General features: G+C 71.1%; 14 protein-coding genes. 5 read left to right on the top strand and 9 right to left on the bottom strand.

Annotation, left to right across the window (positions count from 1 at the left end; all coding sequences use genetic code 11):
- The first annotated feature begins 195 nt into the window (after positions 1–195).
- The 3 genes from FL311_RS45215 (at position 196) to FL311_RS20165 (ending at position 6,100) form a co-directional block, all read left to right on the top strand.
- Positions 196–4,443, top strand: coding sequence for a lamin tail domain-containing protein (locus FL311_RS45215; RefSeq protein WP_228556974.1), 4,248 nt, complete (start codon positions 196–198; stop codon positions 4,441–4,443).
- Positions 4,444–4,528: 85 nt separating this feature from the next.
- Complete coding sequence (locus tag FL311_RS20170; RefSeq protein WP_141327205.1) at positions 4,529–5,311, top strand: exodeoxyribonuclease III; 783 nt, start codon at positions 4,529–4,531, stop codon at positions 5,309–5,311.
- Between the two features lie 18 nt (positions 5,312–5,329).
- Entirely contained in the window at positions 5,330–6,100 is a 771-nt protein-coding gene (locus FL311_RS20165; RefSeq protein ID WP_141327203.1) for a 1-acyl-sn-glycerol-3-phosphate acyltransferase, read from the top strand.
- A 22-nt stretch (positions 6,101–6,122) separates the two neighbouring features.
- Here FL311_RS20165 and FL311_RS20160 read toward each other — a convergent pair whose 3' ends face one another.
- Positions 6,123–6,653, bottom strand: coding sequence for a hypothetical protein (locus FL311_RS20160; protein WP_141327200.1), 531 nt, complete (start codon positions 6,651–6,653; stop codon positions 6,123–6,125).
- A gap of 97 nt (positions 6,654–6,750) precedes the next feature.
- On the opposite strand from FL311_RS20160, the gene FL311_RS20155 reads away from it, so the two are divergent.
- Positions 6,751–7,866 carry a hypothetical protein gene (locus FL311_RS20155; RefSeq protein WP_228556973.1) on the top strand — a complete coding sequence of 372 codons (1,116 nt, stop codon included), beginning with the start codon at positions 6,751–6,753 and terminating at the stop codon, positions 7,864–7,866.
- 11 nt (positions 7,867–7,877) lie between these two features.
- Here FL311_RS20155 and FL311_RS20150 read toward each other — a convergent pair whose 3' ends face one another.
- Positions 7,878–8,345 (bottom strand): universal stress protein, encoded by a 468-nt coding sequence (locus tag FL311_RS20150; RefSeq protein ID WP_141327199.1) that lies wholly within the window; start codon positions 8,343–8,345, stop codon positions 7,878–7,880.
- A gap of 161 nt (positions 8,346–8,506) precedes the next feature.
- Between FL311_RS20150 and FL311_RS20145 the strand changes: the two genes are divergently transcribed.
- Complete coding sequence (locus FL311_RS20145; protein ID WP_141327197.1) at positions 8,507–9,370, top strand: SDR family oxidoreductase; 864 nt, start codon at positions 8,507–8,509, stop codon at positions 9,368–9,370.
- Positions 9,371–9,374: 4 nt separating this feature from the next.
- Here FL311_RS20145 and FL311_RS20140 read toward each other — a convergent pair whose 3' ends face one another.
- The 7 genes from FL311_RS20140 to truD all read right to left on the bottom strand — a co-directional run bounded on the left by FL311_RS20140 (position 9,375) and on the right by truD (position 17,892).
- Positions 9,375–10,169 carry a serine protease gene (locus FL311_RS20140; RefSeq protein ID WP_141327195.1) on the bottom strand — a complete coding sequence of 265 codons (795 nt, stop codon included), beginning with the start codon at positions 10,167–10,169 and terminating at the stop codon, positions 9,375–9,377.
- A 349-nt stretch (positions 10,170–10,518) separates the two neighbouring features.
- Positions 10,519–12,006 carry an FAD-dependent oxidoreductase gene (locus FL311_RS20135; RefSeq protein WP_141327193.1) on the bottom strand — a complete coding sequence of 496 codons (1,488 nt, stop codon included), beginning with the start codon at positions 12,004–12,006 and terminating at the stop codon, positions 10,519–10,521.
- Complete coding sequence (locus FL311_RS20130; RefSeq protein ID WP_141327191.1) at positions 12,003–13,349, bottom strand: 2Fe-2S iron-sulfur cluster-binding protein; 1,347 nt, start codon at positions 13,347–13,349, stop codon at positions 12,003–12,005. The genes FL311_RS20135 and FL311_RS20130 overlap by 4 nt, the downstream gene beginning before the upstream one ends.
- Positions 13,350–13,597: 248 nt before the next feature.
- The gene (locus FL311_RS20125) at positions 13,598–15,010 is read right to left on the bottom strand and encodes a polymer-forming cytoskeletal protein (RefSeq protein ID WP_141327189.1); all 1,413 of its coding nucleotides are present in this window, start codon (positions 15,008–15,010) and stop codon (positions 13,598–13,600) included.
- Positions 15,011–15,017: 7 nt separating this feature from the next.
- Positions 15,018–15,521 (bottom strand): hypothetical protein, encoded by a 504-nt coding sequence (locus FL311_RS20120; protein ID WP_141327187.1) that lies wholly within the window; start codon positions 15,519–15,521, stop codon positions 15,018–15,020.
- The gene (locus tag FL311_RS20115) at positions 15,518–16,087 is read right to left on the bottom strand and encodes an RNA polymerase sigma factor (protein ID WP_174816812.1); all 570 of its coding nucleotides are present in this window, start codon (positions 16,085–16,087) and stop codon (positions 15,518–15,520) included. The genes FL311_RS20120 and FL311_RS20115 overlap by 4 nt, the downstream gene beginning before the upstream one ends.
- A gap of 122 nt (positions 16,088–16,209) precedes the next feature.
- On the bottom strand, positions 16,210–17,892 hold the full coding sequence (truD, locus tag FL311_RS20110; protein ID WP_141327185.1) for a tRNA pseudouridine(13) synthase TruD: 1,683 nt from the start codon (positions 17,890–17,892) through the stop codon (positions 16,210–16,212).
- Between the last annotated feature and the right edge of the window lie 61 nt (positions 17,893–17,953).

Genomic DNA, 17,953 nt, shown 5'->3' with positions numbered 1-17,953 from the left:
AGGAACAGGGAGTGCGGGGTTGTCTTGGGTGTCCAGGCAATTGTTTGAATTGCCTGAATTTCCCTGGGGTGAAACCCACCCAGTGGGTGGCGATTTGCTACGTCGATGTTGGAATTTTGCCAGCTCGAAGGAGGAGCGACGGTTGTAGGCTGCAGGCCCCCCCGCAGGTCACACCAACTTCGGAGTCTCTCCTTCATGTCTTTCCGCCAATTGCTGGCGCCGCTCACGGCGCTACTCCTGGTCGTCACCGCCTGCGGCGATGATGATCCTCCCGGTCCTGTTTGTGGCAACGGTGTCGTCGAGCGCGGCGAAACCTGTGACGACGGAAACACCACCAACGGCGATGGGTGTGAGAGCTCATGTCAGCCGACGCCGAAGCCGGATGCCGGTCCGGGTGGAGGCGACGGCGGCCCGGGCGAGCCCGACGCGGGCCCCGGTGAGACGGACGGCGGCCCGGGCGAGCCCGACGCGGGGCCGGGTGAGCCGGACGGCGGCTCGGGGACTCCCGACTCAGGCCCCGGTGAGACGGACGGCGGCTCTGGCACCCCTGATTCGGGTCCGGGCGAGACGGACGGCGGCTCTGGCACCCCTGATTCGGGTCCGGGCGAGACGGACGGCGGCTCTGGCACCCCTGATTCGGGTCCCGGCGAGACGGACGGCGGCTCTGGCACCCCTGATTCGGGTCCCGGCGAGACGGACGGCGGCTCTGGCACCCCTGATTCGGGTCCGGGCGAGACGGACGGCGGCTCGGTCGAGCCCGACGCGGGTCCGGGTGAGACGGATGGCGGCTCGGGGACTCCCGACGCCGGCCCGGGCGAGCCCGACGCGGGTCCGGGGGGCGGCACCGTCGTGATGTGCCCGGCGGCGAACCTGCCTCCTCCGACGACGGGGAGCTGCACGGTGACGTCGGGTAGCGCGGCGAAGCTGTTCACCGGCATCGTGCTCGCGCCCGACAAGGTCTATCACGGGGGCCAGGTGCTCGTGGACTCCGCGGGTGTCATCCAGTGCGTGAGCTGTGATTGCTCGCAGGCGGCGGGCGCGGCCTCGGCCACGCAGGTGACGTGCCCCCAGGCGGTGGTGTCGCCGGGTCTCATCAACGCGCACGACCACATCACCTTCCAGAAGGCGCCCTTCGCCCGGACGGATGAGAAGTACGAGCACCGCCACGACTGGCGCCAGGGCAACAACCAGCACACGCGCCTGCCCGCGGGCAACACGGTGGGCGCTGACGGCATCCGCTGGGCGGAGCTGCGCCAGGTCATCGCGGGCACCACGTCCATCGCCGGCTCCGGCGGCGCGAAGGGCCTCTTGCGCAACCTGGACGCGCCGAACACGTCCGACACGGGCACCAACCAGGAAGGCCTGGGGGCGGGCTCCGGCGCGGAGTATCAGACGTTCCCCCTGGGTGACTCGGATGGTCGCGAGCGCGCGAGCGGTTGTGACTACGCGCGTGTCGACTCGCCGTCGGTCATCCCGGCCGCCTCGGCCTACCTGCCGCACATCGCCGAGGGCATCGAGACGAGCGCTCGCAACGAGTTCCTCTGCCTCTCCGGTCAGCAGTCCGGTGGCCAGAACATCCTGAGCTCCCGCACCGCGCTGGTCCACGGCATCGGCCTGAGCGCCAGCGACATCCGGATGATGGCCACCTCGAGCACCAGCCTGGTCTGGTCGCCGCGCTCCAACATCGGCCTGTATGGCGATACCGCGGCCATCCCGCTCTACAAGTACCTGGGCGTCAACATGACGCTGGGCACCGACTGGCTGCAGTCCGGCTCCATGAACATCCTGCGCGAGCTGCGCTGCGCGGACGACCTGGACACCGACTACTTCAATGACTCGCTCAGCGACGCGGAGACGTGGGCGCTGGTGACGGGCAACGCGGCGCACGCCTTCCAGGCGACGAACACCGGCGCGCTGGTGCCGGGCAAGGTGGCGGACGTGGCCATCTTCCGGCTCAACGGCCACCAGGCCTCTCCGCACCGCGCCGTCATCCGGGCGGAGCCCGCGGACGTGGTGCTGACGATGCGCGGCGGCAAGGCGCTCTACGGCGAGACCTCCGTCATCTCCGCCCTGAGCGGCGCGGGCTGTGACACGCTGGATGTCTGCGGCGTCGAGCGCTCGGTGTGCCTCCAGACTGAAATCAGCATGTCGCTGTCCACGCTCCAGTCGCGCAACTCCGGCGCCTACCCGCTGTTCGCGTGCGGCGTGCCGACGGATGAGCCGACGTGCGAGCCGTCCCGCACCTCCACCAACGCGCGCTGGCCGGCCTCCGTGTCGGGCTCCACCGTGTACTCCGGTGGCCTGTCGGGCGCGGACGTCGATGGCGACGGCATCCCCGACGAGGTGGACAACTGCCCCGGCGTGTTCAACCCGGTGCGCCCGATGGACCAGGGCGTGCAGCCCGACGTCGACGGCGACGGCGTGGGTGACGCGTGCGACGTGTGCCCGTTCGCGCCCGGCACCACCGAGTGCACCCGCCCCGACCCGAACGACACCGACGGTGACGGCGTCCCGAACGCCTCGGACAACTGCCCCAACACCCACAACCCGGACCAGGCGGACTCGGATGGCGACGGCAAGGGCGACGCGTGCGACCTCTGCCCGACGCCCAACCCGGGTGATGCGGCCTGCTCGCTGTCCATCTACACGGTGAAGCAGCCGGGGCCCGGTGGAACGTCTCCGTGGCTGGGCCAGCGCGTGTTCATCTCCAACGCCACCGTCACCGGCGTGGGCGCGACGGGCTTCTTCGTGCAGGTCAACCCGTTGGATCAGGGCTACCAGGGGCCGGACTACTCCGGCGCCTTCGTCTTCACCCGCACGGCGCCGCCGAGCACCGTGATGGCCGGCTCGCGTGTGAACGTCGACGCGACGGTGGCCAACTACTTCGGTCAGCTCCAGCTCGCCTCGCCCGCCGTGGAGGTGGTCTCCCAGGGCAGCACGCTGCCTCCTCCGCAGGTGGTGACGCCCGCCGAGGTGGCCACGGGGGGCTCGCGCGCCACGCCGCTGGAGGGCGTGCTGGTGCGCGTGTCGCAGGTGCAGGTGACCAACACCGCGCCCGCCCCGGGTGGTGGCGACTCCGCGCCCACCGGTGAGTTCGAGGTGGACGGCACGCTGCGCATCAACGACTACCTGTTCTCGTTCCCGCTGCCGGCGCTGGGAGACCGCTACTTCTCCATCACCGGCGTGCTGGAGCTGCGCAACGACCACTCGAAGATCGAGCCGCGCTCCGCCGCGGACCTCGTGCCCGCGAGCGCGGGTGAGGTGTCGCTGGCGTCGCTGGCGCCCACGGGCGTCTTCGTGCGCTCGGGCGTCAACGGCCCCACGTTCCCGGAGCCGCTGACGGTGACGCTCACCGGACCGGTCACGGTGGACACGGTGGTGACGGTGGCGTCGTCCAGCCCCGCCGTCTCCGTGGTGGGGGGCCAGGTGGTGATCCCCGCGGGCGAGCGCTCCGCGGTGGTGCTCCTGAACACCGACTCCGCGCTGGACCCGGACGCGAAGAAGGCCACCCTCACGGCCACGCTGGGCGCGGTGTCCCGCGACGCCACGGTGACGGTGCTGGCGGTGGACCAGCCGGCGGCGCTGGAGCAGCTGTCTCCCGAGCTCGTCGTGGTGACGGGCGGCGGGACGGCCACGCTCACGGTGACGCTGGATGTGCCTCCGTCGGTGGACACGGTGGTGAGCCTGTCCGTGCAGCCGGCCAGCCTGGGCGCGGTGCCGGCCCAGGTGGTGGTGCGCGCCGACACGCTGTCCGCGAAGTTCGACTTCACGGCGGCCAACGTCAGCGGCGAGGGCCAGGTGGTGGCGAGCCTGGGCGGCGACTCGGTGTCCGCGCAGCTGCGCGTCACCGAGCAGCCCGCGGGCGCCAACCACGTGGTCATCAGCGAGGCGGCGCCGGCGGGCCCGGGCGGCGCGAACGACGAGTTCGTCGAGCTGTTCAACCCGACGACGAGCCCGGTGGACCTGTCCGGCTGGAAGCTCCAGTACAAGAGCGCGACGGGCACCACGTACCTGTCCTTCACGCTGCCCGCGGGGTCGATCATCCAGCCCCGGGGCTTCTTCCTGGTGACGCATCCGGACTACAGCGGCTCCGTCGCGGGTGACGCGAGCTGGGGGCCGACGTTCTCCATGTCCGCCAGCCGCACCGGCGGTGGCAACCTGCGCCTGGGTGGGCCGGGGCTGACCACCAACATGAACGACCCGGCCAAGGTGGACGCCTTCGCCTACGGAACGGGCAATGCCCCCGAGGGCACCGCCTTCCCCACGGTCCCCGCGGAGGCCGGCTCCTTCGAGCGCAAGGCGACCGTCTCCTCGACGGCGGCCACCATGGAGGGCGGCTCGGACGCGGCGGCGGGCAACGGGTATGACTCCGACGACAACGCGTCCGACTTCATCCTCCGGACGCAGCGCCAGCCGCAGAACAGCGCCAGTCCCACGGAGTAGTTGACTCAGGGCCTTCCGGCCCCTACCGGGTCCATCAACCGGTAGGGGCTGGAAAACCCGGCGCGGCCGGGTCATAAGCGTTCCCGTGCGAGTCGTCTCATGGAACGTGAATGGGCTGCGCTCGGCCCATACCAAGGGCTTCCTGCCCTGGCTGTCGGGCGCCCGGGCGCAGGTGGTGGCATTGCAGGAGGTGCGCGCGCGCCCCGAGCAACTGCCGGATGAGGTCCGTGCTCCGGCCCGGTGGAAGACGCACTTCTCGGCCGCGGAGCGCCCTGGCTACAGCGGGGTGGGGCTGTTCTCCCGCGACGAGCCGGACACGGTGGAGACCCGGCTGGGTGTCCCGGAGATGGACGTGGAGGGGCGGCTGCAGCTCGCCCGCTTCGGCAAGCTCACCGTGGCCAACGTGTACTTCCCCAACGGCAACGGGAAGGACCGTGACCTGAGCCGCATCCCGTTCAAGCTCGCCTTCTACCGACGCCTGTTCGACCAGCTGGAGAAGCCGCTGCGCGACGGGGAGCGGCTGCTGGTCGTGGGTGACTTCAACACCGCGCACCAGGACATCGACCTGGCCCGGCCCCGGGAGAACCGCGAGACGAGCGGCTTCCGTCCCGAGGAGCGCGAGGAGCTGGACCGCTGGCTGCGCGCCGGCTGGGTGGACAGCTTCCGACACTTCCACAAGGGCGCTGGCCACTACTCGTGGTGGAGCCAGCGCTTCGGCGTGCGCGAGAAGAACATCGGCTGGCGCATCGACTACGTGCTGGCGTCCCCCGCGGCCATGGCCTTCGTCAAGCGCGCCGCCATCCATCCCGACGTGTCGGGCTCCGACCACTGCCCGGTGAGCGTGGACCTGGACTCCACCGTCCGCTGATCCCCCTCGAGGCTCTCAATGAACGCACTGCTCTCCATCTGGACCTGGGTCGAGATTGGCATCGTCGCGCTGGTCGGCTTCTTCGTTCAGCTCGTCATCGCCGTCTTCACGTTGCCGTTCGACAAGAAGCGCTACGCGGTGGGGCGGTGCTTCCGCATGGTGGGCGTCACCGCCGCGAAGCTGACGCCGTACTGGCGCTTCGGCATCCACGGCCCCGTGCCGGACCAGGTGGCCCCCAACACGGTGGTGGTCAGCAACCACGAGTCCAACGCGGACCCGTTCCTCATCTCCCGCCTGCCGTGGGAGATGAAGTGGCTGGGCAAGGCGAGCCTGTTCAAGGTGCCGGTGGTGGGGTGGATGATGGGCATCGCCGGGGACATCCCCGTGCACCGCGGCGACAAGGAGTCCGCCACGGGCGCCATGGCGCGCTGCAAGCAGTGGATGAGCAAGGGCATGCCGGTGATGATCTTCCCGGAGGGCACCCGCTCGAAGACGGATGAGCTGCTGCCCTTCAAGGACGGCGCCTTCCGCCTGGCCATCGAGCAGCAGGCGGACGTGCTCCCGCTGGCGGTGAGCGGCACGCGCAAGGCGCTGCCCAAGCACTCCTGGCGCTTCTCCACCTCGCGCGGCCTGGTGACGGTGGGCACGCCCATCTCCACCAAGGGCATGACGCTCGATGACGTGGAGAAGCTCAAGACGCTGGTGCGCGAGCAGATCCTCGCCCTGCGCGCCACGCTGCAGCCGCTCACCCAGGACGCCGCGACGCCGGGGACTCCCAGCGCCGCGTAGCGGCTTCGAAGAGGGACGCCGCTCAGGCGTCCGTGACTTCGTTGTCGATGATGTGGCAGCCCGACTCCTCGTCGAGCGCGTCCTCGATGAAGCCGCGCAGCAGGTCCTTCCCGCCGATCTCGAAGGACAGGCTGATGCGGTCGCCCTCGATGTGGACGTCCTTGTCGGTGGTCAGCTTGCCGCCCAGGGCCACGGCGCTGCCCTCGACGCGGGCGTTGCCCTGGAGGCGGACCTCGCCGCCCATGGACACCGCGTCGCCCTTCACCACGGCGCCGGCCTCCACGATGACGCGGCCCCGGATGGCGACCGCGTCGTCGACGGTGGCGCCCTTGCGGATGATGATGTCGCCCTCCACGGCGACCACGTCCTTGGCCTTCTCGCCCGCCTCGATGACCAGGTCCGTGCCCTGCACCACGCGGCTGCCGTCCTTGGCCGTGGTGGCGCAGACGACCTTCACCGGGGAGGTCGACTTCCTGGCCGCGTCATCGCCAGCGAAGGCGGGCAGGGCCAGGGTGGACGCGAGGGCCAGAGTGGAAAGGAAGCGTGAGCGCATGGACGGCTCCTGGGGACGACCGGGTTGAGAGGTCTACGCGGCAGGCCCACACCCATTGCATGGGTTTGTTTCCCTCCCGGGAGGCAGGTCGGGGCGCGTGGCTTGCAGTAGGCTGGGGGGAGGCCCTGGCCCGCACGCCCCGAGGTTTCCCCTGGCCACATCGTCGACGCAGCAAGACACCTCCGCGCATGACCTGACCATCTGGGCCTATGCCTTCGGCTATTTCGCGGCGTATGCCCCGTACAGCGCGCTGACGAAGGCGTTGTCGAGCGGCTCCCTGCCGGGCATGGAGGAGGGCATCGTCGGCTTCACGCTCCTGCCGGTGAGCGCGGCGACGTCGATGGTGGGGATGTTCGTCTTCCTCTCGCTCAAGCGCTGGTGGCGCTTCGCGGCGCACCGCCAGGTGCTGGGCCTGCGGGTGCCCTCGCCGGGGGCGTGGACGTTCCTGTCGGGGATGTGCTCGGCGGCCATCATCGGCACCACGACGCTGGCGTACACGCTGGAGGGCACCTCCATCGTCTTCATGATGCTGCTGATGCGCGGTGGGGTGCTGGTGCTGGCGCCCATCGTGGACGTGCTCAGCCGCCGGCACGTGCGCTGGCCCTCGTGGGTGGCGCTGGGGCTGAGCTTCGCCGCCGTGCTCGTCGCGTCGGGGAAGGACGCGCGCGCCACCCTGACGTGGGTGGCCGCGCTGGACGTCGGCGTGTACCTGCTGAGCTACTTCATCCGCCTGCGCGCGATGAGCCGGCTGGCCAAGTCCGAGGACAAGAGCCTGTCCATCCGCTACTTCGTGGAGGAGCAGATGGTGGCCACGCCCTTCCTGGTTCTGGTGCTCGGGCTGGTGGCGGTGTGGGGCGGCGCGGGGCCCGCGCTGGACATCCGCGAGGGCTTCACCGGCATGTTCGCCCGCGGGCGGCTCCTGGAGGAGATGCTGGTGGGGCTGTTGTCCCAGGGCACCGGCATCTTCGGTGGGCTCATCCTGCTGGACGCGCGGGAGAACGCGTTCTCCGTGCCGGTGAACCGGGCCTCCAGCGTGCTCGCGGGCGTGGTGGCCACGCTGGGGCTGTCGCTGTGGCTGGGGCTGCCGGGCGTGGGGGTGCGCGAGCTTCTGGGCGCGGCGCTGGTCATGGTGGCCATGACGGTGCTGGCGGTGCCCACGGTGCTCGCGGCGCGCCGGCGCGAGGCCGCCCTGAAGGCGGCGCTCGGGCCGTGAGTCCCTGATGCCTACTTCGGGGGGGCCTGCGGGACGTGCAGCGTCAGCACGGGGCAGGGCGCGCGGGAGACCAGCTTCTGCGCCACGCTGCCCAGCAGCATGCGCGACAGCCCCCGTCGGCCGTGGGTGCCCATGACGATGAGGTCGAAGCCCTCCTTCTCCACCAGCTCCAGGATGGTGGAGGCCGCCTCGCCCACGACCACGCGGTGCTTGAGCGGGACGGAGGCCGGCTCCATCTGCCTGAGCAGCGTGGCCAGCTCCTTGCCCGCCGTGTCCAGGGCGACCTGCTCCAGCGAGAGCGGGTTCCACCCGGGGGCGGCGACGAGCAGATCCGGCGCCACGTACTGCGGGGGCTCCCACGCGTGGAGGACCTCCACCGACGCGTTGAAGGGACGGGCGAGCTGGAGGGCGTAGTCGACGATGGCGCGAGAGCCCTCGCTCAGGTCGACGGGGACGAGAATTCGGGATGGCGCTGCCATGGTCGGCTCCTCGCTGAGGTGAAAGGCCCGCTCTTGGGGTGGGGCCGAACGTCCTCAGATGGAAGTTGCGTGCCAGCGCCTGCCCGCCCGTTCGCTGCCGCGACGCGCAAAGCTTGCGGGGAGGCGAGCGCGGTCCGCGATTCGTGCGCAGGATGGCCCCCATGCGACCTCCCATTGATCAGGCCACGGTCCTCATCACCGGCGCGGCCGGGGGTATCGGCCGGGAGCTTGCCCGGCTGTTGTCCCGGCGCGTCCGCACGCTGGTCCTGGTGGACCGCGAGGTGGCGCGGCTGGAGCCGCTGCGCGAGGAGCTGCTCACGCGCTATCCCACCCTGGGCGTCATCCTCCATGCCTGCGACGTGTGCGAGCCGCGCGAGGTCGACGCGATGGTGGCCTCGCTGGAGGCGCAGTTCGTCCGGGTGGACGTGCTGGTGAACACCGCCACGCTGGGCCTGCGGGGGCTCTACGCGGAGGCGCGCTGGGGCGGGCTGGAGGAGCTCCTGCGCTCGAACGTGTGGGTGCCCGCGCTGCTGACGCACCGGCTGCTCGCGCCCATGCTGGAGCGGGGGCGGGGTGGGGTGCTGAACATCGGCTCGGGCGCGGCGCAGCTCATGCTGCCCGGCTCCGCGATGTTCGCCGCCACGCAGCGCTTCCTCGACGGGTTCACCGAGTCGCTCCGGCTGGAGGTGGAGGGGCGCGGCGTGGTCATCACCCGCGTGGCCCCGGGGCCGGTGGGGGACTCGGGCGCCGAGGAGGCGGGGCGCGCGCCCTTCTTCCAGATGTCGCTCGAGCGCTGCGCGCGCGCCGCGCTGGCGGCCTTCGAGCGGGGCGAGGCGCTGGTGTACCCGGGCTGGGGACACCGCTGGGTGATGCGGCTGTTGCCCCTCTTGCCACGAGGGCTCCAGCGGAGCCTGGGGCGGCTGGCGCTGCGCGGTGTCCGCCGCGAGGCCCTGGCCGCGCCCGAGGCCCTGCCCGTGGGGCTCGCGTCGCCCGTGCTGCTGGCGCGCGAGCCCAATCCGGCGTGACGGACTAGAGGCCAATCTCCGCCAGCCGCGCCTTCACGCGGGTGGCCTTCACGCCGGTGTTGGCCGTGCCGCGGCCCTGCGAGTTGCCGCCCAGGCCGATGTGGTGCAGGCCCACCACCTGGTGGGTGGAGGCCGACAGCACTGGCGAGCCCGACGATCCACCCAGCGTGTCCGCGTCGTAGGACAGGTCCGTGGTGGAGTAGTTCGCGTTCTTCACCACGCCCGGCGACAGCTTCTTGTTCGGCACGCAGCCGGGCGACGTGTAGTAGTCGCAGTTCTGGTGCACCACGTAGATGCTCGCGTTGGTGGCGGCGTTGGTGCTGGCCACCGTCAGGAAGCCGTTCGCCACGCCCGGCAGCTGGCCGTTGGTCGCCGTGCAGCGCAGCGCCGTCATGTCGTCGGTGGCCCACGTCTTGATGAACGTGGCGCACGAGTACCAGACGCGGCTGGCCGAGGCGACGCCGTCGATGTAGTTGAACGACGCTCGCGCCCCCACGGCCTCGGACGCGCTGCCCACGCAGTGGTTGTTGGTGATGATGACATCCGATGACACCAGCCACGCGGTGCACCGACTGCCCACCGCGGGGATGGACAGGTAGCCCACGGCCCTGGCGCGGGTGGCCTGCGTGCCCGTCAGCGTGGTGGAGCTCACCCAGTTCACCGAGCCGACGATGACGTTGGATTCCTGCGACTGCAGCGGCTCGGTGCCATCCTGGTCCGGGACATCGGGGGACTGCTCGGTACCGCAGGCCGACAGGGCACCCATCACGAACAACGCACGCAGGCTCTTGGCGAACATCGGGTCTCCTCCACACGCGGGATTGCGCGCGGCGTGCCCAAGGCACTCCCCATGCCAGCGTTCCGCGCGGGACACTTCCACTCGACAGCCCTCGTCGCGCCGGGCCCCGGGTGGTGCGCGCGTGCTCCGCTCCGTCACCGGCGGGTGTAAAGCCCCTTCGCGTCGCCGCCGAGAGTCTTCATGATATTCGTGATTTACAATCAATTCCGGAGATGTCCTGGAATGGGACGCTCCGGGCGCCGGGTGTCGTGGTCCCGGACAGCGGCGGAAAAATCCACGGGCCGCGTTCCGCTCGCTCATTGAAGAGGGGGAACGCGGCCCGGGGGCGCGGTGAGCGGAGCGCGGGCGCCTAGCCGATGATCATGTCCTCGCGCTCCAGGGTGCCCTCGGAGAAGCGGCGCAGGTTGAAGCGGGTGAAGAGCTCGTCGGACTCGCCGGTGCGCATCCACTTCGCCATCCGCTCGGCGACGGCGGGGGCCATCATGAAGCCGTGGCCGACGAAGCCGGACATCTGGAGCAGGTTGTCCAGGCCCGGGGTGCGTCCGAGGATGGGGTTGTTGTCCGGCGTCACGTCGTAGCAGCCGGCCCACTGGCGCAGCACCTTCACGTGGCCCACGTGGGGCAGCTGCTCCATGAGGGCCTGGGCGAAGCGGGACACGAAGCGCAGGGTGCTGCCCATGTTGAGCCCGGCGGGCTCCTTGGGGTCACCCATGCCGCCCACGATTTCGCCGCGCATGGACTGGCTGAAGTACAGGCCCGAGTCGAGCACGGACACGAGCGGCCCAAGGAAGGGCTTGAGGGGCTCGGTGCTGAGGATCTCATGGCGGTGCGGCTCGTTGGGCAGATGCACGCCGACGAGCTTCGCCACCTCGGGGCTCCACGCGCCGGAGGCGAGCACCACGGTGTCACAGGCGATGTCGCCGCGGTCCGTCTTCACCTTGCGGATCTGTCCGCCGCTGACGTCGAAGCCCGTCACCTCCGTGTACGTCTCCACGCGCACGCCCTTCTTGCGGCAGCCCTGCGCGTAGCCCCAGAGGAAGGGCCAGGGGAAGATGACGCCGTCCTCGGGGTTGAAGGACGCGGCCACGCAGCCCTTCATCGTGAGGCCCGGGACGATGTCGCGCGCGGCGTCCGGCGTGACGAGCCGGGTGGGCACGTCGAAGCGGTTGTGCAGCGCCACGTTGCGCTCCAGGCGCCTGGCCACCGCGTCGGTGCGCGCGAGGAACAGGTAGCCGCCCTGGCGCAGCCACACGTTGATGCCCAGCTCCCGGGCGAAGCCCTTCATCAGGTCGATGGAGCGCTTGGCCAGCTCCACCAGCGCCGGGGTGCCCCACTGCATGCGCACGCCGCCGCCGTTGCGGCCAGACGCGCCCGCGCAGAGATAGCCGCGCTCCAGCACCACCACGTCCGTCTCGCCCTCGCGCGCCAGGTTGTAAGCGAGCGCCAGGCCCATGATGCCGCCGCCGATGATGACCACCTTGGCCTTGGCGGGCAGGGGCTCGGTGGGACGCAGGCCCTTGGGGAAGACATCCACCTCCTGGGGCACGCCGCCCACGGGGGGCTGGGACTCGTCCACCGGGGCGCTCGCGAGCAGCCGCAGCTCGGTGGGGTAGAGCGGGGGCCTGGGCGTGAAGGGCACCACCGCGTCGGCCTTGAGCGCCTTCTCCTGCTCCAGGAGCGCGGCCACCGCGGACAGGCAGCTCTTGCCCTGGCAGATGCCCGTGCCGAACCCCGTGTAGCGCTTCACCGACTCCACGTCGCAGTAGCCCCGCGACACCGCGTGCCGCACGTCGTCCGCGGTGACGTCCTCGCAGGAGCAGATCATCGACTTGCTCATGACAGTCCCTCCACCAGCGCCTGGGCCGCGCGGCGGCCCGCCTCGGAGGCCTGCTTCGCGCTGCCTCCGCCCGTCACGTCTCCAGCCACGAACACGTCCGCCGCGTCGGTGCGGCCCTCGGCGCTCGCCTCCACCCGGAACAGTCCGCGCCAGGCCTCGAAGGAGACCTTGGCGCCACCCTGCCGCGCCAGCTCGAAGCTGGGCGTCACCGGCACCGACACCAGCACCGCGTCACAGTCCACCTTGCGCCGTCCCCCCTGGCGCGGCGTGAAGCTGAACGCGCTCACGTGCCGGAGGCCGTGCGCCTTGGGCTCCGAGCCCTCCACCGTCGCCGGGTGCGCTCCCTCGCCCGGCGCGCCCTTCAGGTCGACCACGACGGCGACCTTCACGCCGTGCTCCTCGAGCAGCCGCGCCAGCCCTTGCAGCTCCTGGCCCCAGCCCACCAGCGCCGCGCGCTCCGGCGCCACCGAGTGCCGACGCAACAGCAGGCTGGCCGCGCGGCCCGCGTAGACGCCGGGCAGGTCATTGTTCTCGAAGGGCACCATCGGCGGGTGTCCACCGGGCGTCAGCAGGAAGCGCTCCGCGTAGACCTTGAGCAGCCGCGCCTCGCCGTGCTCCCAGGCGCCCACCGCGAGGTAGCGGCCCTGCTCGTCGTCGTACAGGCCCAGCGCCGTGGCGCGGGTGACGACGCTGTCCCGCGCGAGCGTGGCCACGTCGTCGATGGCGGGCGCGTCCGCCTCCGGGGCGCCGTGCGCCAGCCGACCACCCACATGGGCCTCGCGCTCGAACAGCAGGAAGGGGAGGCCCCGTCCGGTCAGCTCCCGCGCGGCGGCGAGCCCCGCGGCGCCCGCGCCCACCACCGCGACGCGGGTGCGCAGCGTGCGGGACGGCGGCGGCGCGGGGGCGGCGTCCTTGGGCAAGAGGCCCAGGCCCGCCAGCTGCCGGGCCACCTTGGCCATCACCGTCTCCGCGACGGGCACGCCGGCGAACATCTCGTGGTGGTCCAGGCCGTTGGGGAAGAACCAGTCGATGGTCTCGAACACGTCCACCTTCGCGGAGGGGTACGCGTTCTGCCGCTCCAGCTTCATGCCGTCGCGCGCGGGCGTGCGGCACGTGTAGACGTTGGGCAGCCCGTCCACGCGCATCAGGCACTGCGAGCACGCGGCGGCGAAGCAGTAGGGCCCGCGAGGGCGGTGGTACTTCACGGAACGGGCGAGCATGGGCTCGCCCGCGGCGACGAGGGAACATGCCACCGGCTCGCCCTCGATGGCGGGGATGCTCTCGCCCTCGAGGTCCACGGTGATGGCCCTGCCGCGCAACGAGGCATCTGGGAGACGTCGCATGGGTGCCGCGCAAAATGGCGTAACGCCCGCGGGTGGTCAAAGCCTGTCGGCGCATGACGCACCCCGGTCATGAGGCCCAGCCGACAGTCGAGGTGATGGCGCGATGGAACTTCTCTAAGGCTCCCGCAGAACGTCACCGGGGACCGCGACGGGCCGTCTCAGGCCTCGTGGCGATCCCCGGTGGGTGGAGCGGGCGGCCGTGCAGGCCGCGTTCCTTGACGCGCCGGGCAAATCCCGGCGCGGGTGCGTCAGAGCGGCTGCTCCCCGTGGGTGTGGATGGGCTCGGGGATGCCCATGCCGCGCGGCCGGTAGCCGAAGCGGGTCCGGATGACCGCGCCCAGGGCGATGAGCACCACCAGGCAGGAGACGATGGCGCCGAAGACGGGGATGGCCCCCACCACCAGCAACACCAGCAACCCCAGCGCGAGCACCACCGCCTGCGTCTTGCGGCCGCGCATCACCGGCAGCCGCGTGCCCAGCTCGCTCGCCACCGCCGCGAAGCCCAGCGCCGCCGCCAGGGGCGCCGCCATCCACAGCACCAGCGCCGCGGGGATGCCGATGATGGTGATGGCCAGCACCACCGTGAGCGGAATCATCGCCACCACCCCGAGCAGGCCCGTCAGGCCGCTCTGCACCGGCCGCGCGCGGATCTCATCCCCCAGCTGCTTCATCCGCGACGGGAAGAACATCTGGCCCAGGAAGCCCAGCCCGAAGAGCACCGCGAACGTCAGGATGAACCCGGCGAGCCCGCCCCCGTCGTCGTCGTCGCGGTTGCGCCGCCGCTCCTCGCCCTCGTCGCTGGACTCCTGGAGGCCCTTGTTGAGCTCCTTGGCGACCACGCGGCCGATGTTGGCCCCGCCGAAGGTGTTGATGCTGCCCTCCACGTTGGCGCCGTCCTCGCGGTCCACGTTGCCGCCGAAGGAGGACACGTCGCCCTCCACGGAGGCGCCGGGCTTGAGGACCACGTTGCCGCCGAAGGCGTGCGCGTCACCCTCCACGTGGCCATGGACGATGAGGTTGCCGCCGAAGGCCACCGCGTCCTTCTCCACGTTGCCCTTCACCACCAGGTTGCCGCCGTACACCACGGCGCTCTCCACCGTCTGTCCCTCCTTCACCTCCAGGGACTGACCGCGCGCCACCACGTTGCGAGCCCCCGAGCGCCGCGAGCGCTTGAGCTCGTCGCGGGTGCGGTGCATCTGCTCGCGGATCTGCTCGCGCACCTCGCGCATCGTCTCCGCGTCCGTGACGGAGTCCTCGTCGTGCTCCGGGTCCTGCGAGGCGACCGCGGGCGCCGGCTCGGCGAGCCCCTGGGCCGCGGCCTCCTTCTCCGAGGGCGTCATGGGGCGCAGGGTGATGATGGAGCCGTCCTGCTCCATGCGCAGCGAGTAGGCGCGGGACACGGTGCGCAGGGCCTGGTCGGCGGAGATGCCGCGCAGGTGGACCTCCGCGGGGACGTCCAGGTCGCCGGTGACGACCAGGTTGAGGCCGCCCTTGTCGGCGATGGTCTTCAGCGCGTCGCGCAGGCTGCCGCGGAAGGAGACGTCGATGCTCTTCGCGGCGGGCGCGGACTCGGCGGCGCGGGCCGCGGGCGCGGACTCGGCGAGCGCGAGGGGGGCGCCCAGGAGCAACGCGGGGATGAGGAATCGGGAGGAGATCTTCATGGGTCGCTCAGGCTTCGGAGGGGGTGGGGGCGCTGCCCGCGAGCCGCTTGAGACCGGCCAGCGACGTCAGGAGGAGGAACGCGAGGAATGCGGCCACGGCCAGGCCCTCGGTCGACCACAACGCGCGGGCGCCGCTCAGCACGCCCTCGGCCAGGAAGCGCCCCTCCACGAGGAAGGACGCCACGCCCGTGCCCAGCCGGCCGAGCGCCTGGTCGTTCATCACCAGGTAGCCCAGCCCACCGAGCAACGAGGTCAGCAGGATGGCGAGCCCGGACCAGACCTCGCGACGTTGAGGTACGGGCTCCGCCGCCACGCGTGCCATGACGCTGGCGACCAGGGTCGGCGGCGGGAGGGGATCCGCCAGCCGGTACAGGTCGTTCTCCATCAGCCGGTGCTCTTCGAGGACCCCCGCGCAGGCGTCACACTCGGCGGCGTGGTCCAGCGCGGGGCCTTCACCTTCCTCCAGCTCGGCGAAGAGGACCTCGAGGTCGGGGCAGGGGTGCACGCTCATCGGGGGGCCTCCTCCGTGCTCATCTTCTTGCGAAGCTTCTCTCGGGCCCTGAAGAGCCGGGCCATGATGGTGCCAGGGGCGCACCCGAGGATCTGGGCGATCTCCTTCGTCGTGCGCTTCTGGACGTAGTAGAGCGCGAGGACTTCACGATCATCGACGGAGAGCGTGGCCATGGCCTCCTCCAGCGACTGGCGCTCCTCGCGGGCGATGGCGCCCTCCTCCTGGGAGGCCTCGTTGCTGGGGAGCACCTCCTTCATGGGCTCCAGCTCCTCGGTGCGCACCTTGGTGCGGCGCCGGAGCAGGTCCAGGCAGAGGTTGCGGGTGATGGCCAGCACCCAGAGGTCGAACGGGCGCGAGTCGTCGTACCGGTGCAGGTTCTGGTACGCGCGCAGGAGCGCCTCCTGGGACACCTCCGCGGCCTCCGCCTCGCTCTGCAGCAGCCGGAGCGCCAGGCCGTAGACCTGGCGCTGGACGCTGCGCACCAGGGACTCGAAGGCGGACGGGTCTCCGCGGCGGGCCGCCTGCACGTCGGCCTTCCAGGGGAGGGGGACGGCGTCGTCAGCCATCAGCATCCCGATGGCGTGGGCGAGGGTCCCGGGAGCGTCGTCGAGGGCAAGAGCGTTCACACCTGGGTCTACGGTGTGCGCGCTCCCCCATTGCGTCCAGGTGTTTCATCGCCGTTGCAGACTTATTTCTTCCGTGATTTCGAGCGCTTGGCTTCGGTCTCCGCCCGGGCGACCTCGCGGGCGGCCTTGCGCTGGCGCTGTTTTTCACGGAAGCCGAGCGGGGCGGCGGGCTCCTGCTTGGGCTTGGGCTCCGCCTGCTGGGCGAGCGAGCGGCCCCGGGTGGGCGTCTCGGAGTCCTCGGCGGCGCCGCGCCGGCCGGGACGGCTGGGGGCCTCGAGGTCGGCCGTGCCTCGTCGCCCGGGACGGCGGGGGACCTCGACCTCGGCGGCGCCGCGCCGGGTGGGGGCCTCGCCTCGCGTGGGCGCCCGGCGGTCCGAGGCGCGGGGACGCTCCTCGTCGAAGGAGGTCTCGGCGCGGCGGCCTGCGGCGCCACGGGCGGCGGGGGCCCGGCGGCCGGTGCCCCGCTCGTCGCGGACGGGAGGGCCGCGGCGGCTGGAGGGGGCACCCTCGGCCTGCTCCTGCTCGACGAGGTGCGCGCGCTGGGAGGCGCGGATCTCCTCCGCGGTGTCCTCGGCGTACTCGAAGTGGAACAGGCGCTTGACGACGAGCGTGGCGTACGCACCCGGCGGCAGGGTGAAGGCGACGTTGACCTTGATGTTGCCCCGGTTGAGCTCGTCGGGCTGCGTGCGGCCGATGACCAGCTTGTGCGGGAAGGAGAGGACCGGGCGCTCCTCGTGCTTGAAGAAGAGCATGCGCTCGGCCCCGGGGATGACCAGGTCCGACAGCTTCAGCTTCTCGCGGCCGAGCACCCAGCGCACGGCGTCCTCGATCTTCGGATCCATGAAGGTGCTGTTGGGCGCGAGCAGGGGGAAGGTGGCGTCGCGCAGCACGCGCAGCGTCTCCGGGTCCGCGTCCTTGTGGAACAGGAGCGAGCCGGCCTGGTAGCGCATGGGGAACAGCGACTCGCGCGGCAGCAAGAGCTGCAGGTAGCGCCGCACACCCTCGTTCCAGAGGTAGCTCTGGTAGGTGAACAGCTGCATCGCGCGGTAGTCCGCGTCGATCTGCAGGAAGGCGCGGGTGAAGTTCTTGGGTTCCTCGCGCAGCGAGCGCAGGACGCGGTGGTACTTCTTGGTGCCCTCGAAGGGGACGCGCGCGTCCCAGTGGCCCCAGTTGTCGCGCCAGAAGGCCTTCACCTTGGCGTCCTCGGAGCGGTCCAGCTCCGACGGCTTGGCCAGGTAGTTGTGCAGCGCCGCCTCGAAGTCGCCCCGGATGAGGTCCTTGGCGATGAAGCCCTGCCCGTGCTTGAGCGAGCCGAAGCGCTGGCTGTCGAAGTAGTTGATGACGCCCAGGCGGTTCACCTCGGCGGCCGCCACGTTGAGGGGGCCCAGGGACGACTCCTCCAGGGCGCGCACCGTCACGGAGAAGCGGTTGGACGTGATGTTCGCCGAGGACAGGGCCTTGTTCGTCCGGCCCAGGTACTTCAGGCGGAGGTCCGGCTCCTGCATGTCCACGTCGGCGCCGTCCACGGCGATGAGCTGCTCGGTGCGGCCCTGCTTGTCCTTCAGGCCGCAATAGCTGATGGAGCCCGGCTTGAGACCGAACGCGTCCCGCAGGCGTGCCACGGCGTCGAACGTGGACAGCTTCTGCTTGTCCATCAGGTAGACGCGGAAACGCCCGGAGGCGACTTCATCGAAGCGGTAGGATTCCTTGACGCTGAAGTCTTCGGGCTTCTGTTTGATTCGCACGGGCCCCCCTTACCAGTGTGGGCCCTGGGAGAGAAGCGGGGCGGAGGACGGGGGCCCAGGG

Source organism: Myxococcus sp. AB025B (assembly GCF_006518215.1).
GTDB lineage: Bacteria > Myxococcota > Myxococcia > Myxococcales > Myxococcaceae > Myxococcus > Myxococcus fulvus.
This window is presented reverse-complemented; position numbering and strand designations above follow the sequence as displayed.

Excerpts from the sequence above, each read along its gene's own strand:
- FL311_RS45215 (WP_228556974.1), top strand. The coding sequence starts at position 196 with ATGTCTTTCCGCCAATTGCTGGCGCCGCTCACGGCGCTACTCCTGGTC.
- FL311_RS20165 (WP_141327203.1), top strand. The coding sequence starts at position 5,330 with ATGAACGCACTGCTCTCCATCTGGACCTGGGTCGAGATTGGCATCGTC.
- FL311_RS20160 (WP_141327200.1), bottom strand. The coding sequence starts at position 6,653 with ATGCGCTCACGCTTCCTTTCCACTCTGGCCCTCGCGTCCACCCTGGCC.
- FL311_RS20150 (WP_141327199.1), bottom strand. The coding sequence starts at position 8,345 with ATGGCAGCGCCATCCCGAATTCTCGTCCCCGTCGACCTGAGCGAGGGC.
- FL311_RS20145 (WP_141327197.1), top strand. The coding sequence starts at position 8,507 with ATGCGACCTCCCATTGATCAGGCCACGGTCCTCATCACCGGCGCGGCC.
- FL311_RS20140 (WP_141327195.1), bottom strand. The coding sequence starts at position 10,169 with ATGTTCGCCAAGAGCCTGCGTGCGTTGTTCGTGATGGGTGCCCTGTCG.
- FL311_RS20135 (WP_141327193.1), bottom strand. The coding sequence starts at position 12,006 with ATGAGCAAGTCGATGATCTGCTCCTGCGAGGACGTCACCGCGGACGAC.
- FL311_RS20130 (WP_141327191.1), bottom strand. The coding sequence starts at position 13,349 with ATGCGACGTCTCCCAGATGCCTCGTTGCGCGGCAGGGCCATCACCGTG.
- FL311_RS20125 (WP_141327189.1), bottom strand. The coding sequence starts at position 15,010 with ATGAAGATCTCCTCCCGATTCCTCATCCCCGCGTTGCTCCTGGGCGCC.
- FL311_RS20120 (WP_141327187.1), bottom strand. The coding sequence starts at position 15,521 with ATGAGCGTGCACCCCTGCCCCGACCTCGAGGTCCTCTTCGCCGAGCTG.
- FL311_RS20115 (WP_174816812.1), bottom strand. The coding sequence starts at position 16,087 with ATGGCTGACGACGCCGTCCCCCTCCCCTGGAAGGCCGACGTGCAGGCG.